This is a genomic window from Halosimplex aquaticum, assembly GCF_028747785.1.
Lineage (GTDB): Archaea > Halobacteriota > Halobacteria > Halobacteriales > Haloarculaceae > Halosimplex > Halosimplex aquaticum.
The window spans coordinates 4,461,150-4,475,914 of record NZ_CP118158.1 but is presented as its reverse complement, the minus strand read 5'-3'; the positions used below and the strand labels follow the sequence as shown (position 1 = coordinate 4,475,914).

Here is a 14,765-nt window from a genome sequence, read left to right as displayed (position 1 = left end):
CCGCCCTCATTGCTCGGCGGTGTCGGAGGCGTCGACGCCCGCCGCGAGCCCGTAGTAACCGGGGTCGTTGTCGGCCTCCGGCTCGGCGAAGACGAACTCGTCGCTGTGGGTCATCATCCACGGGATGGCCCAGTCGAGCAGGACGTTCTCCGTCTCGATGTCGAGTTCCTCCTCGGGGTCGACGCCCTGGAGCAGGCGACCGACCTCGTAGATGGTGTACATCTCGTCGGCGTCGAGCACCTCCGCGGGCTCGCGGAACGCCAGCGGGCGCAGGTCGTCGAACTCGGACTTCGGTCGTGGCATGGACACGGATACTCCCCCTCCGCGCCTAAACCCCTCGAAAGACGCTCGGCGTGCGCTCGCGTGGTCGGACCCGCGGCTACTCGGTCGGGCGCGAAAAAATCGGCGAAGGTGAACTGACTCGTCGTTACTCGAAGTGGCCGACGGCGGTCTGGTACTGGTCGGCGACCTCGTCCCAGTCGACGACTTCGAAGAAGGCGTCGATGAAGCTGCCGCGGTCGGGGCCGTAGTCGTAGTAGTAGGAGTGTTCCCAGACGTCCAGCGCGAGAACGGGATGTGCACCCCACAGCGCGCCCTGGTCGTGCTTGTCCACGGCGATATTCCGCAGTTGTTTGGCGACGGGGTCGTAGACCAGCAGTGCCCAGCCGCCCGCGGCGGACGCGGCGGCCTCGAACTCGCCCTTCCAGCCCTCGTACGAGCCGAAGTCCTCCTCGATGCGGTCGGCCAGCTCGCCGTCGGGCTCGCCGCCGCCGTTCGGGGACATGTTGTCCCAGAACAGCGTGTGCAGGTAGTGCCCACAGCCGTTGTGGGTGACGTTGCCCAGCGCGCCCGCGGTCGACGAGTAATCGCCCGACTCGCGCGCGTCGGCCAGCGTCTCCTCGGCCGAGGCGAGGCCGTTGACGTAGCCCTGATGGTGCGTGTCGTGGTGCCACGTCAGCACCTGCTCGCTGATGTGCGGCTCGAGGGCGTCGTAGTCGTACGGGAGCGGTGGCAGCTCGGGATCGGATTGTTCTGGCATAAGATATCCCTCCGATCCGGAGGTCGGCTGGATACCTGTTAAAGTTTGAGGAACTGGATGCGAGAGAGTCACAGCCAATCGGTCGCGAACCGCCGCCACGACCGGGGAACACACCGGAACTAGAACGCGCCGCGGTGAGGATCGATCCATCAGTCGCTCGTGGTGTTGGGCCGACGAGCGCCCCGCGGTCCGCTCCGGACTCACCCGTCTCCGCGGGCCCGTTCGAACATCTCGATGGCGCGCTCGCGACGCTCGCTGTGGTCGACGATCGGAGCGGGGTAGTCGGGCGCGAGCATCTCGCGGAGGCCCCGGTCGAGTTCGTCCCACTCGTGGATCGCGTCGGCGGGGATGTCCCGGAGTTCGGGCACGTGTTCGCGAATGTACTCCCCGCTGGGGTCGTATCGCTCGCCCTGGGTCATCGGGTTGAAGACGCGGAAGTAGGGCTGGGCGTCGGTCCCCGTGGAGGCGGCCCACTGCCACCCGCCGACATCGTTCGCGGTGTCGTGGTCGACGAGTTTCTCCCGGTACCAGTCGTACCCCTCGCGCCAGTCGACGAGGAGGTCCTTCGTCAGGAAGGAGGCGGCGATCATCCGCACGCGGTTGTGCACGAAGGCTTCCGCCCGCAACTGGCGCATGCCCGCGTCGACGATGGGATAGCCCGTCTCGCCGTCCTTCCACGCCTGGAGCGCATCGGGGTCGCGGTTCCACTCGATGGGCCGTTCGTAGTCCTTGAAGTTCTCGGTGACGACGTTCGGACGGTCCCAGAGGACGTGGCTGTAGAACTCCCGCCAGGCGAGTTGCGACTCGAACTCCTCGGCGGCGTCGTAGTCGGTCCCCGCGACCGCGCTCTTGGCCTCCGCGACGGCGTCGTAGACCTCCCGGATTCCGATGGTCCCGAACTTGAGGTGGGCGGAGAGCCGCGACGTGCACTCGTCGGCCGGGTAGTCGCGCCGGTCGTCGTAGTCGTAGATGTCGTCCGCACAGAAGGCTGCGAGGAGTTCGCGGGCCGCGCTGGTCCCGGCCGGCGGAACCGTCGCCTCAGGTTCCTCGAAGCCCAGGTCGCCGAGCGAGGGGAGCGGTTCGTCGTCGGCGACATCTGCGAGGTCGTCCGAGGTGAGAGGGGCCACGGGGTCCTCCTTCGGTCGGTCGCGCCACTTCTTCCAGAAGTAGGTGAACACCGAGTAGACCTCGCCCTGGTTCGTCCGGATCGAACCGGGGTCGTGCAGGAGCGCGTCCTGGACGCTCCGGCGGGCCACGTCGGCGTCGTCGAGCGCCCGCCGGACCGCCGCGTCGCGCTCGCGACCGAGTCCCGAGACCTCTTTCCCCCAGGTGACGGCGTCGGCGCCGAACTCCGCCGCGAGGTCGGGGAGGACTTCGCGCGGGTCGCCGCGGCGGACCAGAAGGTCGCTCCCGTGCTCGCGGTAGCGCTCCCGGAGCGAGTCGAGCGCGTCGAGCATGAACGCGACGCGCGGCGGCCCCGCGTGGGCGAGCACGCCGCGGTCGAAGACGAAGACGGGGACGACGGGACCGCCCTCGGCCGCCGCGGCGAGCCCCGCGTTGTCGGCGACCCGGAGGTCCCGGCGGTGCCAGTGGAGTCTCACAGGGGAGGTATCCGGTTAATCCCCCTCAAACTACCGCCAAACTGGTGTGGGATAGCGGCAGTCCACGACGCCGCTCGTCTCGATCCAGGCCCACGCTTAAGCGGCGGCCGACCGTCTCTCGCGACATGGAACACGTCACACTCGACGTGACCGACGGGGTCGCGACGGTGACGCTCGACCACCCGGAGATGCGCAACGCGCTGACCAGCGGCGTCGCGACGGACCTCATCGCGGCGATGGAGGAGATCCCCGACGACGCCCGCTGCGTCGTCCTGGCCGGCAACGGCCCGACGTTCTGCGCCGGGGGCGACATCGACGCGATGGTCGACGGGCTGGAGAGCGAGGCGCCCGCCCACGAGCGCGTCCAGCGGATCGTCGACGAGACGGCGGGCGCGGTCCGGGCGGTCGCGACCTGCGACCTGCCCACGGTCGCGAAGATCCACGGCCCGGCCTACGGCGCCGGGGGTGCCCTCGCCGTCGCCTGCGACGTGCTCCTGGCGAGCGAGTCCGCGTCTATCAGCTTCGGATTCCGACAGGTCGGCCTGAACGTCGACTCCGGCGCCTCGCATCTGCTGCCGCGAGTGGTCGGCGAGAACGTCGCGAAGGAACTGCTGTTCACCGGCGAACTCATCGATGCCGAGCGGGCGGCGGAGGTCGGACTGTTCAACCACGTCTTCCCCGACGACGAGTTCGACGCGCGCGTCGCGGGGACGGTCGACCGCATCGCTACCGGGCCGACTGTCGCGCTGAAACAGTCCAAACGCCTCGTCGAACAGGGGCTCACGAGCTCGCTCGACGAGGCCGTCGAGAACGAGGCCGCCGCCCAGATCGTCTCGGCGTCGACCGACGACCACGAGGAAGGCGTCCGCGCCTTCGTGGCGAGCCGCGACCCCGAGTTCGAGGGGGAGTGACGAGCGGCGCCGCCGAGCGTCGGGACGGCAATCGCTCGCCGATCAGCGCTCCCCGTCGACGCCGATCTCGGCGTAGAACTGCGCGAAGAAGTCGTCCATGAACTGCCACCGGGACTCCCCGAGGCGGCGAGCGGGCGGCGTTTGCAACGCATCCAGTCGCTTTCTGGCCCACTCCCGGAGGATCGCGACGTCGGGCACGTCCGGCTCGTCCGCGCCCGGGATCGACGAGTCGTCGATCGCCGCGTATCGCTCCCCAGTTCTGCCCGAGCGCTCGCCGACGATGCACGCCAGCCGGACGAGCCCGACCGCTCCGGTCGCGTCCAGCTTGTCCGCGTCGAACAGCAGTTCGGCCTCGACCGTCTCCGGGTCCGGCGAACTTGACCGGATGCTGTGGGCGCGGATGCAGTGTTCGACGGCGTCGATCGTCTCTGTCGACGCGCCTTCGGCGTCGAGGAGGTCGACCGCTTCCGCGGCGGCCCACTGGTCGTGGTCGTCGATCGCTCCCGTCCGTTCCAGCGGCCGGCCGATGTCGTGCAGCCAGGCCGCCGCGGCGAGGACGTCCCGGTCGACGGATCGCTCGGAGCGGTCCGCCAACCGGATCGACAGGTCGCGGACCCGTTTGGCGTGGAAGCAGTCGTGGGCCGGGAGGGCGTCTTCGTAGTACGGTAGCGACAGGTCTCGCGCGAGGGGACCGAGGTCTCGCGTCATAGGGCGTCTGGACCGTCGAAAGCCGGACAGCAAAGTCGTTGTGGAGTGGTCGAGGGACCGGACGGGGCCGGACAGTCAGTCGTCAGCAGGACAGCCGGGCGCGTCCGAACTGAATCGCGAGTCGGACGCGGCCTCGGCGTCGGACTGCCCGGACGAACCGCTCTCGGTCGCGTAGGCGTCGTCGAGGGGGAGGATGCCGTCGGACGCGGCGATCCGACCGGGGAGCGTACCGCGGAACCACGGGTCGTCGAGGGAGTCGCTCCCGATGATCGCGAAGCCGACGAAGATGACGAGGAAGCCGGCCATCGCGAGCGCCGAGACGGTCTCGTCGAGCAGCGCCCAGCCGCCGAGCGTCGCGACGACCGGGACGACGTAGAACGCCAGGTTCGCGCGGATCGGGCCCACGTCGTCGATGAGGCCGAAGTAGGCGATGTAGGCCAGCGCACCGGCGAACAGCGCCACGTACCCGAGCGCGAGCAGCGACTCGGCGTTCCACGAGACGGCGGCGACGGACTCGCCGGCGCCCAGGCTCAGCGCGTGGGTGACGACCGCCGCCAGGGGGAGGCCCCACGCGGTCCGGACGGTGCTGGAGAGGTCGGCGTCGGCCCGGCGGATGAGCACCGACCCGAGCGCGCCGCAGACGGCGCTCGCGAGCATGACCGACTCCCCGAAGACGCCCCCGGAGAGGAGCGCCGCTGGGTCCGGGTTCGCGACGAGGCCGACGCCGAGCAGGCCCAGCGCCATCCCGACGGCGCCGCGCGCCGAGAGCCGCTCGTCGGCGAGCAGGACGGCCGCGAAGACGGGCGTCAGGATGGGGTTGAGGCTCGCGATGATCGACGCGACGCCGCTGGTGACGTACTGCTGGCCGACGAACAGCAGCGCGTTCGTCAGCCCGATGGCGAACAGCCCCGTCGCGACGATGCCCCCGAGGTCGCCGCGGGTCCGCGGGATCAGGTCCGCGCGCTCTCGCGTGAGGGCGACGAACGCGAACATGACGACCGCCGCCACGTCGAAGCGGAGCGCGACGAACAGCAGCGGCGGGAAGTGGTCGAGGCCGGCCTTCGCCGCGACGAACGTCCCGCCGAAGAAGACGCTCGTCGCGAGGAACGCGAGGATGCTCTTGCGACTGATCACGCCGACACCTCCGCTAGCTGTCGGCTGCGGCTCACGCCTGCGGCGGGGGGCGAACGCGTCGAGGGCGAGGAGATATCGAGATATCGCATCTTACCATATCGTAGGATACGTAGCCTTATAGTGTCGTTTAGAAAATTTTGAGCGGCGAGAAACGGGCGCGTCCCGTGCTTCGTTTTCACCCCGTGCAAGCGCGGCGCGGGGTGCAAGCGGACGCCGGCGTCGGGCCGTCACGTGCGGGCCCAGATGCGCCGCAAAGGCACGCGAGCCGTCCGGACCCCGAAAACGGTTTAGCCCGACGGCCGTCAGGTCGGGTATGGACGCGGCGCTCGAAGACGTGGAGTTCCTCGCGCTCTCGGCCAACCGGGTGGAGGTGTTGCAGTCGCTCGCGACGGGGTCGCGGAGCCGATCGGACCTCGCGGCGGAGACCGGGGCGTCCCAGGCGACGCTCGGCCGGATCCTCGGCGACTTCGAAGAGCGGTCGTGGGTCCGGCGGAGCGACGGCGCGTACGAGGCGACGGCGACCGGCCGGCTCGTCGCGAGCGCGTTCTCGGACCTCCTCGACGTGCTGGAGACCGAGCGACAGCTCCGCGACATCGTCGCCGACCTCCCGACCGACGCGATGGAGTTCGACCTCGCCCGCCTCGCCGACGCGACGATCACCGTCCCGACCGAGACGCGGCCCAACGCGCCGCTCCAGCGGCTGATCGACCTGGAGCGCGAGGCCGAGACGATCTGCGCGTTCTCCCACGCGTTCAACGAACAGACGCTCGCGCTGACGGCCGAGCGCGCCGCGGACGGCGACGTCTCGTTCAGCGGCGTCTTCTCCCGGAGCGCCATCGACGCGCTGGCGAGCGAGTCGACGCTCAGGCGGCGGCTGGAGACGCTCCTCGGCGCGGACGCCGCGTCGGTCCGCGTCCGCGACGACGGCGTTCCCCTCGCCGGGACGCTCGTCGACGACAGGGTCCACCTGCTCGTCCGCGACGACAGCGGCGTCTTGCGGGCGTCGATCGATACCGACGACCCGGCCGTCGTGTCGTGGGCCGAGGACGCCTTCGAGCGCTACTGGTCCGACGCGACGCCGCTCGACCGGGACGACATCGCCGACTGCGATACCGACTGACTCCCGAACGACTGGGGAGTGAGGCGCCACCGGCCGGATCCGACCAGTTCGCCGTCGGCCACTGCGGGGGTGTTTGCGCCGCCAGACTTATGATTTAGACGGGTCTAATCCGAGCCGATGAACGGTCGCGCGTCCGTCGGATACGTCACCGACAGCGACGCCGAGACGGTCCGCGCGGCGGTACGGGTGAGTCGCTCGTGAACGGGTTCCTCACCGTGATGGTCGCCGCGATGGTCGCCCAGCTAGTCGTCTTGCCGGGCGAGAAGGTGCAGTTCATCATCGCGGGCCTGGCGACGCGGTTCGACCCGCGCACGGTCGTCAGCGCCGCCGGGCTGGCGTTCGCCGGGTGGACGGCACTGGAGATCTGGTTCGGGCAGGCGCTGAAGGGCGCGCTCCCGCCCGTCTACCTCGACGGCATCGCTGGCGGGCTCTTCCTCCTGTTCGGCGTGTTGCTCCTCCGGTCCATCCCGGAGGGCGGGGGCGTCCAGCCGAGCGGGGGGAAAGAGGCCCTCGCCGAGACCGACGGCGGCGTCGCCGGCGTCGCGAGCGCGGGCGGGGAGCTCGACGTGTCCGTGCTGGGCCGCGACGTCCCCAACCGCTTCGGGAACTTCCTCCCCATCTTCGCGATGATGGCCGCCGGCGAGTTCGGCGACAAGACCCAGCTTGTCACCATCAGCCTCGCCGTCAAGTACGGCGCTCACCCGGGCATCTGGGTCGGCGAGATGCTCGTCATCATCCCGGTGAGCCTCGCCAACGCGTACTTCTTCAGCACCTTCTCCGGGCGCTTCGACGCGGTGAAAGCCCACCTCGCCGGCGCGGCGCTGTTTTTCTTCTTCGGCCTCGACACCTTCCTGACCATCTTCACCGGCTTCTCCGTCTGGGAGACGGTCGTCGACGCAGTCGCGGCCGTCCTCCAGGGCATCTGGGGCGGCGTCGCGGCGGCGATGCCGGCGTTCGCGGCGCTCGCTTGACGGGAACGAGTGCGGGACGGTCGGCGCCGCGTCCGGCGTCGCTGATCGCCACACCCAAGCGAGTTCGACCGGTAGCAGTGAGCGATGAGCGAGGCCGACGAGTCGGTGGGTGCGGACGACCATCTCCCCGAGGACGTCGAGGCGGTCCGGGCGGCGCTGGTCGAGTGGTACGAGGCCGACCACCGCGAGTTCCCGTGGCGACGGACCGACGACCCCTACGAGATCCACGTCTCCGAGGTGATGAGCCAGCAGACCCAGTTGAGCCGCGTCGTCACCGCATGGGAGGCGTTCCTGGAGCGGTGGCCGACGACCGCGGATCTCGCGGCCGCCGACCGCGCCGACGTGGTCGGGTTCTGGAGCGACCACAGCCTCGGCTACAACAACCGCGCCAAGTACCTCCACGAGGCGGCGGGTCAGATCGAGTCCGAGTACGGCGGCGAGTTCCCCCGCGAGCCCGACGAACTCGCGGAACTGATGGGCGTCGGTCCCTACACCGCCAACGCGGTCGCGAGCTTCGCGTTCGACAACGGCGACGCCGTCGTCGACACGAACGTCAAGCGCGTCCTCTACCGCGCGTTCGACGTGCCGGACGACGACGCGACCTTCGAACGGGTGGCCGCCGACCTCATGCCGGAGGGCGAGTCCCGCGTCTGGAACAACGCGATCATGGAACTCGGCGGCGTGGCCTGCGAGAAGACGCCGGAGTGCGACGGCGAGTCCTGTCCGTGGCGCGAGTGGTGTCACGCCTACGAGACCGGCGACTTCACCGCGCCGGACGTCCCGACACAGCCCGCGTTCGAGGGGAGCAGGCGGCAGTTCCGCGGGCGGATCGTCCGGACGCTCGGCGAGCACGACGAGTTGCCCCTCGACGTACTCGGCCCGCGTATCCGCGTCGACTACGCCCCGGACGGCGAATACGGCCGCGAGTGGCTCCGAGGACTGCTCTCGGACCTGGCCGACGACGGCCTCGTCCGGGTCGAGGAGCGGGACGACGAGACAGTCGCTCGGCTCCAGTAGTCAGAACGGTCGCCTGTCGGTCCCACCTGAAGGGATTATCCCGCTCGACCGCCGAGAACAGGTATGCAGTGGTGCGACCGGTCGACGATATCGCCCGGGACCGAGCGAAGGAATCCCGTACCGGAGTCCGGCGGGTGACGCGGTGTGACTGACGACCGACTCCCGGGCGAACACCTCACGCGGCTCGCCGCGCTCGTCGACGAGGTACTAGCGGGCGTCGGCTACGAGATGGCGGCGGCAACCGAGGTCATCGACGACGCCGTCCCCGGCTACGGCGGCCTCTTCGACCCCGCGACGACCCCGGCCGAGTTGCGTGGCGCGCTCGAGACCCTGCTGGAGTCGGACCTCGCCCGACCACCGGCCCCCGAGCCGTCGGGCGACGCGTTCGTCCTCTACGTCGACGGCAGTTCACGCGGCAATCCCGGCCCCGCAGGCGCGGGCGCCGTCATCATGGACGCCGAGGAGAACGAACTCGTCCGTCTCGGCCGGCCGGTCGGCTCCCGAGCGGGGAACAACACCGCCGAGTACGTCGCCCTCCAGCTCGGACTCTCCGAACTGCTGGCTCGCTACGAGCCGCGCAGGCTGGAGGTTCGCATCGATTCGATGACGGTCGTCCGGGACGTCTGGGGCGGCGACGCCCCGACGGAGCCGGGCGTCGAGACGTACAGCGAAGGCGTCGCGGCGGCGCTATCGAGCGTCCCGGACCATCGGTACACGCATCTCGCCGACAGCGACCCGAACCCCGCCGACGCGCTCGCGACGGTCGGCGCCGATATCGCGGCCCTCGGACCCGGCTAGCGGAGCTACTCCTCGTCGTAGGGCGGGAGCCGAACGACGGACAGCCAGAACTGCTGGATCGACCGGACGGTCTCGATGAACTCGCTCGGGTCGACCGGTTTCGTCAGGTACGCGTTCGCCTGGAGTTCGTACGACTGGACCACGTCCTCCTGGGCCTCCGAACTCGTCAGGACGATGACCGGCAGGTACTCGAGATCGGGGTCACTCCGTATCTCGTCGAGCACTTCGTCGCCGTTCTTCCGGGGGAGGTTGAGATCGAGGAGGACGATGTCCGGGAGCGGCGCGTCCGCGTGGTCGCCGCGCCGGCGGAGGAAGTCGAGCGCTTCGACCCCGTCGGTCACCACGTGGAGGGTGTTCCGGATCTGTCCCTCTTTGAACGCCTCTTGCGTGAGGCGGACGTCGCCCGGATTGTCCTCGACGAGGAGGATGTCGGCGGGGTCGCCGGAGCGGTCATGGTCGGGCACTGTCTGTCCCTATGGTCGGCAACGTGAATGTAAACGTCGATCCCTCACCGGGCACGGAGTCGAGCCAGATGTCGCCGCCGTGGCGCTCGACGATCCGCTCACAGAGCGCGAGGCCGATGCCCGTGCCGGCGTGGTCGCCCTGGCTGTGGAGGCTCTGGAACACTTCGAAGACCCGGTCGGCGTCCTCGGGGTCGATGCCGATGCCCTCGTCGCTGACCGAGACTTCCCACCGGTCGCCGGCCCGCTCGGCCGAGACGCGGACCCGCGGTGGGTCGTCGCCGCTGTACTCGATCGCGTTGTCGAACAGATTCTGGAACACCTGCCGCAGTTGCCCGCCGTCGCCCTCGACCTGGGGCAGCGGGTCGGCGGTTATCTCGGCGCCGCTCTCCTCGATCCGGACCTGCAGGTCGTCGCAGACGTCCGACACGACGGCCTCCAGGTCGACCGGTTCGAAGGGGTCGCCGCGGGTGTCCACGCGGGAGTACTGGAGCAGCCCCTGGATCATGTCCCGCATGCGGTCGGCGCCGTCGACGGCGAACTCGATGAACTCGCGGCCGTCCTCGTCGAGGTCGTCGGCGTAGCGGCGTTCGATCAACTGGAGATAGCTCGACACCATCCGCAGCGGCTCCTGCAGGTCGTGCGAGGCGGCGTAGGCGAACTGTTCGAGCCGTTCGTTCGACTCCTCCAGTCGTTCGATCAGGTCTTCGAGGCGCTGTTCGCGGTGCTTGCGCTCGGTGACGTCCTGGGCCGCGCCGCGGAGCGAGACGACGTCGCCGTCGACCACCTCCGGGACGCCCTGGAGCCGCAGCCAGCGGATCTCGCCGGTCGCCCCCGTCCGGAGACGCACCTCGACGTCGAACGACTCGCCGGACGCGAGCGCGTCGTCGACGGCTTCCTCGACGATCGCCCGGTCGTCCGCGTGGTACATGTCGAGGGCCTCGTCCAGCGGCGGTTCATCCTCGCCCTCGACCTCCAGCAGGTCGAAGACGTGGTCTGTCCAGAACACGTCCCGCGTTTGCGGGTCGATCTCCCAGCCGCCGACGTCGGCGATGCGCTCGGTCCGCTCCAGCAGGTCGAGCGCCCGTTCGAGTTCGGCCTCGCGCTCGACCTGTTCGGTGATGTCCTGGGAGAAGCTCAGGCCGGCGAATATCTCGCCGCCGGCGTCGCGCAGCGGGGTCGCTCGCGTCCGCCAGTGCCGGCCGCCGAACTCGAAGGTGTCGCTGTCGCTCTCGCCCTCCTCGACGGCGGCCCGCAACAGCGGTTCGAGGCGCTCGACGATGCCCCGCGGGAACACCTCCGAGACGGTCCGGCCCTCGAGTTCGTCGCGCTCCGGGAGCACGTCGCCAAGTTCGGCGCCCTGGGTGAGCGTGAACCGGAGGTCCTCGTCGTACACGGCGACGGCGCCGTTCGGGAAGTTCTCGGCGAGCGTGCGGTACCGGCGCTCGGACTCCTCCAGGCGGCGCTCGCGCTCGACCTGCTCGGTGATGTCCTGTGACATCCCCATCGCGCCGAATATCTCCCCGTCGTCGTCCCGAACGGGGAACGTCCGGTACCGAGTGTGCCTGTCTCCGTCCTCGTGGCTGTACTCCAGCGTGGCGGGTTCGCCGTCGAGCGCCGACTGGTAGAGCGATTCGACGCGGTCGGCCAGTTCCGGCGACAGCACCTCACGGACCAACCGTCCTTCCAGGTCTTCGGCCGTCAGATCCCTCTCGGTGAGCGGTTTCCCGCCGATGGTCACGTACCGCAGGTCCGTGTCGACGAGGCCCACCGCGCCGTTGGGGAAGTTTTCGACGACCGTCCGGTAGCGGCGCTCGCTCCGTTCTAGTTCGCGCTCGCGCTCGACGCGCTCGGTCACGTCATCGCCGATGCCGACGACGCGAACCATCCCGCTGTCCTCGTCTCGCACGGTGGCGCCGCGGGAGTGGACCCAGCGGACCTCACCGTCGCTTCGGCGGATCCGGTACTCCTCGTCGAACTCCCGCTCCGGGAGCGCGGCGAACGCCTCGCGGACGCGCTCGCGGTCGTCGGGATGGACCGCGTCGAGGAAGGACGTGGGTTCGTCGTACAGTTCTCGTCGGTCGAGTCCCCACACCTCCTCGAAGGCGGGGTTGATGTAGACGAACTCCTCGCCGTCCGCGGTGGCCATCCAGACGATCTCCTCGAGGTTCTCGGCGAGCATGCGGAACTTCGCCTCGCTCTCGCGGAGTTCGCGCTGGGCCTCCCGGCGCTCGGTGACGTCCTGGACGACGAGCATGCCGGCGAACACCTCGTCGTCGGCGTTCCTGACCGGGAGCGTGTGAGCGTGGAGGCGGCGGCCGCGGTATTCGACCTCGAAGGAGTTCATCTCGCCGTCGAGTGCGGCGTGGAAGTACGGCTCGATTTCCTCGAGCAGTTCGTCGGAGTGGATCTCGGAGATGCGCTTTCCGATCCGGTCATCCGGCGACATGTCGAGACTGTCCAGGAGCTGTCCGCCCACGACGGTGTATCGCAGGTCTTCGTCGAACATCCCGACGGACCCGTTCGGGAAGTTCTCCACCAGCGTCCGGTAGCGGCGCTCGGACCGCTCGACCTCCTGCTGGTACTCCTTGCGTTCGGTGATATCGGTGAGCGCACCGGGGAAGTTGACCGGCGTCCCGTCCTCGTCGCACTCGACGTGGCCGCGCGCGACCACCCACCGGAGATCGCCGTCGGCGTTCCAGACGCGGTACTCCGACTCGTACTCGCCGCACGACTGGACGGCGGCCTCGATCTCGCGTTCGACCCGCTCGCGGTCGGCCTCGTAGATCGAGTCGACGAGCCGGTCGAGCGACACGCCCTCGCGGGCCTCCTCGGGGTCGATGCCGAACTTCCGCGCGAGCGAGGCGTCGGCGACGAACCGGTCTTCGGGAATGTGCCACTCCCACGTCCCGACCGCGCCGGCCTCGGCCGCGGCTTCGAGTTGCGACTTCGCGTCGCGCAGGTACTGCTCGCGCTCTTTCTGTTCGGTGATGTCCTGGACGATCCCGATTCCCCTGACGGGGTCGCCGTCGTCGTCCTCGTGGAACTCGCCCTGGACGGAGATCCAGCGCTGTTCGCCGTCGGCTCGGACGATCCGGCACTCGAACACCCACTCGCCCGTCTCGAAGGCCCGCTCGAAACGCCGCTCCACCCGCTCACGGTCGTCGGGGTGGACGTGGTCGAGAAACGTCTCGAAGTCCCAGTCGTTCAGCGGCTCCTCGTAGCCGAATATCTGGTCGTGCTGCTCGGTGCGGACGGGCGCACCGCCGGTCTCCAGGTCGAGTTCCCACGACCCCATCTCGCCGGCTTCGAGCGCGAGCTGGAGGCGCTCCTCGCTCTCCCGTAGCTCGGTTATCATCTCGTCGAGCGCCCGCTCGCGCTCCTTGCGCTCTGTGACGTCCTGGGCCATCGTCATGCCCGCGAAGACGTCGCCGCGCTCGTCGGTGATGGGCACGCCGTGGACGAGCCAGTCCCGCCCCGCGTACTCGACCTCGATGGACCGCTCCTCGCCGTCGAGGGCGGCCTGGAACAGCGGTTCGAGCGCCGCTGCGGTGTCCTCGTCCCAGACGTCGCTGAACTGCTCTCCCTCCGCGTCCTCCGGGTCGACGGGGATCCTGTCGAACCCCTGGCCGGCGGCGAGCGTGTACTGCAGGTCGTGGTCGAACAGCGTCACGAGACCGTTCGGGAAGTACTCGGCGAGCGTCCGGTAGCGGCGCTCGGACTCCGCGAGTTGCCGCTCGCGCTCCTTGCGCTCGGTCACGTCGCGGTCGGAGACGATGATCGAGACGACCTCGCCGTCGTCGTTCGTGACCGGCCGGAAGTAGCCTTCGATGGAGTACTGCTCGCCGTTCGGACGGGTGAGATCGGCCTGGAAGTCGACGTATTCGCCGTCCGCGGCACGCGAGATCCACTCGGTGACGTCGGACCGGACGTCGTCGCCCTCGCCCCACCACGGCGTCTCCCAGAACGGGTCGCCGCGCACGTCGGCGAGGTCGGCGTCGATGTACTCCATCGCCGTCTCGTTGATGTCCAGTACCGTCCCGTCCGGTTCGAGCAGCCCGACCAGGATGTTCGGATCCTCGAACACCGCCTCGAAGCGCCGCTCGGTCTCCCGCAGTTCCCGCTCGCGCTCCGTCCGGTCGGTGACGTCCTGGACGAAACAGAGTAGCTTCCCGTCACCGGTCGACACGAGCGAGTGGTGGCTGCGGAACCGACTCCCGTCGCTCCGGACGCACGTCGTCGTGCCCGTCCACTGGCCGTCCTCGTGGATAGTCGAGAGGACCTCCTCGCGAAATCCCTCCGGGTCGGCCTCGATGCCGAGGGCCTCCCAGCGTTCCCCTCTCATCTCGTCGGGGTCGTAGCCGAACGTCTCGGCGTAGGCGTCGTTCACGTAGACGAACTCGCCGTCCTCGTTCAGCAGGCTGACACCTTCACGAGCGGCTTCGAGCGCGGTGATCAGATGCTCGTGGTCGATCGCTCGCCCCCGGCCGCTCCTCTCGTTCTCGTGGTTCCGCTCGCGTTCGTCGGCGGATGCTCCGCCGCTGGACTCCCCCTCGGCGTCGCCCCCCTCCGCCGCTTCGCGTCCGACGTCCCGGCGGACGACGCCGACGAGTCCCGCGGTGCCGTCCAGTTCGATCGGGTTCACGCGCATCTCGCAGGGGACGCGGTTCCCGTCCGCGGTTCGAAGGGCGATGTCGGCCCTCGCGCTTCGTCCGGCCTCGCCCGCGGCGAGTCGGTCGACCTCGCGTTCGATCGCCGGGGCGTCTCCGTCGAAGAGCGCGGCGACGGGCCGCCCGAGGAGGTCCTCGCGCTCGCGACCCGTCAGGTCGACGAGTACGTCGTCGACGGCGGCGACTCGTCCCTCGCCGTCGATCCGGACGATCCCACCGTCTATCGCGTCGACCAGGGCTCGATACCGCTCGCGAGCCTCGGTGTCGTCGACTTCACCCCAGAACGCCGTCCCCGAGGCGTCGGCCCGTCTGCACATGTTCACGCTACAGTGGTC

At 69.5% G+C, this 14,765-nt stretch carries 12 protein-coding genes; 5 read left to right on the top strand and 7 right to left on the bottom strand.

Going from position 1 to position 14,765, the window contains the following annotated elements:
* Window positions 1-6: 6 nt before the first annotated feature.
* From PSC72_RS22110 to PSC72_RS22100, 3 genes are all read right to left on the bottom strand, one after another.
* Window positions 7-303 carry a DUF5827 family protein gene (locus PSC72_RS22110; protein ID WP_274323590.1) on the bottom strand — a complete coding sequence of 99 codons (297 nt, stop codon included), beginning with the start codon at window positions 301-303 and terminating at the stop codon, window positions 7-9.
* Between the two features lie 124 nt (window positions 304-427).
* A complete protein-coding gene (gene sod, locus PSC72_RS22105; RefSeq protein WP_274323589.1) occupies window positions 428-1,039 on the bottom strand; it encodes a superoxide dismutase in 612 nt (203 codons plus the stop codon).
* A 200-nt stretch (window positions 1,040-1,239) separates the two neighbouring features.
* Window positions 1,240-2,640, bottom strand: coding sequence for a cryptochrome/photolyase family protein (locus PSC72_RS22100; protein ID WP_274323588.1), 1,401 nt, complete (start codon window positions 2,638-2,640; stop codon window positions 1,240-1,242).
* A gap of 125 nt (window positions 2,641-2,765) precedes the next feature.
* Here PSC72_RS22100 and PSC72_RS22095 point away from each other — a divergent pair, with 125 nt between their 5' ends.
* Window positions 2,766-3,551 carry an enoyl-CoA hydratase/isomerase family protein gene (locus PSC72_RS22095; protein WP_274323587.1) on the top strand — a complete coding sequence of 262 codons (786 nt, stop codon included), beginning with the start codon at window positions 2,766-2,768 and terminating at the stop codon, window positions 3,549-3,551.
* A 42-nt stretch (window positions 3,552-3,593) separates the two neighbouring features.
* On the opposite strand, the gene PSC72_RS22090 is transcribed toward PSC72_RS22095, so the two are convergent.
* A complete protein-coding gene (locus PSC72_RS22090; protein WP_274323586.1) occupies window positions 3,594-4,259 on the bottom strand; it encodes an HD domain-containing protein in 666 nt (221 codons plus the stop codon).
* A gap of 75 nt (window positions 4,260-4,334) precedes the next feature.
* Complete coding sequence (locus tag PSC72_RS22085) at window positions 4,335-5,393, bottom strand: DMT family transporter (protein WP_274323585.1); 1,059 nt, start codon at window positions 5,391-5,393, stop codon at window positions 4,335-4,337.
* 313 nt (window positions 5,394-5,706) lie between these two features.
* On the opposite strand from PSC72_RS22085, the gene PSC72_RS22080 reads away from it, so the two are divergent.
* The 4 genes from PSC72_RS22080 to PSC72_RS22065 all read left to right on the top strand — a co-directional run bounded on the left by PSC72_RS22080 (window position 5,707) and on the right by PSC72_RS22065 (window position 9,299).
* On the top strand, window positions 5,707-6,513 hold the full coding sequence (locus tag PSC72_RS22080; protein WP_274323584.1) for a helix-turn-helix transcriptional regulator: 807 nt from the start codon (window positions 5,707-5,709) through the stop codon (window positions 6,511-6,513).
* Between the two features lie 197 nt (window positions 6,514-6,710).
* Entirely contained in the window at window positions 6,711-7,484 is a 774-nt protein-coding gene (locus PSC72_RS22075; protein ID WP_274323583.1) for a TMEM165/GDT1 family protein, read from the top strand.
* Between the two features lie 84 nt (window positions 7,485-7,568).
* Window positions 7,569-8,501: an HhH-GPD family protein gene (locus tag PSC72_RS22070; protein ID WP_274323582.1), complete on the top strand. Its 933-nt coding sequence runs from the start codon at window positions 7,569-7,571 to the stop codon at window positions 8,499-8,501.
* A 144-nt stretch (window positions 8,502-8,645) separates the two neighbouring features.
* Window positions 8,646-9,299 (top strand): ribonuclease HI family protein, encoded by a 654-nt coding sequence (locus tag PSC72_RS22065; protein ID WP_274323581.1) that lies wholly within the window; start codon window positions 8,646-8,648, stop codon window positions 9,297-9,299.
* A 5-nt stretch (window positions 9,300-9,304) separates the two neighbouring features.
* On the opposite strand, the gene PSC72_RS22060 is transcribed toward PSC72_RS22065, so the two are convergent.
* Both PSC72_RS22060 and PSC72_RS22055 read right to left on the bottom strand, forming a co-directional pair.
* Window positions 9,305-9,763 (bottom strand): response regulator, encoded by a 459-nt coding sequence (locus PSC72_RS22060; protein ID WP_274323580.1) that lies wholly within the window; start codon window positions 9,761-9,763, stop codon window positions 9,305-9,307.
* Window positions 9,750-14,747, bottom strand: a complete 4,998-nt coding sequence (locus PSC72_RS22055) for a PAS domain S-box protein (protein WP_274323579.1) — start codon at window positions 14,745-14,747, stop codon at window positions 9,750-9,752. Before PSC72_RS22055 ends, PSC72_RS22060 begins: the two co-directional genes overlap by 14 nt.
* Between the last annotated feature and the right edge of the window lie 18 nt (window positions 14,748-14,765).

Coding starts and splice junctions, on each gene's coding strand:
- PSC72_RS22110 (WP_274323590.1), bottom strand. CDS start 303: ATGCCACGACCGAAGTCCGAGTTCGACGACCTGCGCCCGCTGGCGTTC.
- sod (WP_274323589.1), bottom strand. CDS start 1,039: ATGCCAGAACAATCCGATCCCGAGCTGCCACCGCTCCCGTACGACTAC.
- PSC72_RS22095 (WP_274323587.1), top strand. CDS start 2,766: ATGGAACACGTCACACTCGACGTGACCGACGGGGTCGCGACGGTGACG.
- PSC72_RS22090 (WP_274323586.1), bottom strand. CDS start 4,259: ATGACGCGAGACCTCGGTCCCCTCGCGCGAGACCTGTCGCTACCGTAC.
- PSC72_RS22080 (WP_274323584.1), top strand. CDS start 5,707: ATGGACGCGGCGCTCGAAGACGTGGAGTTCCTCGCGCTCTCGGCCAAC.
- PSC72_RS22070 (WP_274323582.1), top strand. CDS start 7,569: ATGAGCGAGGCCGACGAGTCGGTGGGTGCGGACGACCATCTCCCCGAG.
- PSC72_RS22055 (WP_274323579.1), bottom strand. CDS start 14,747: ATGTGCAGACGGGCCGACGCCTCGGGGACGGCGTTCTGGGGTGAAGTC.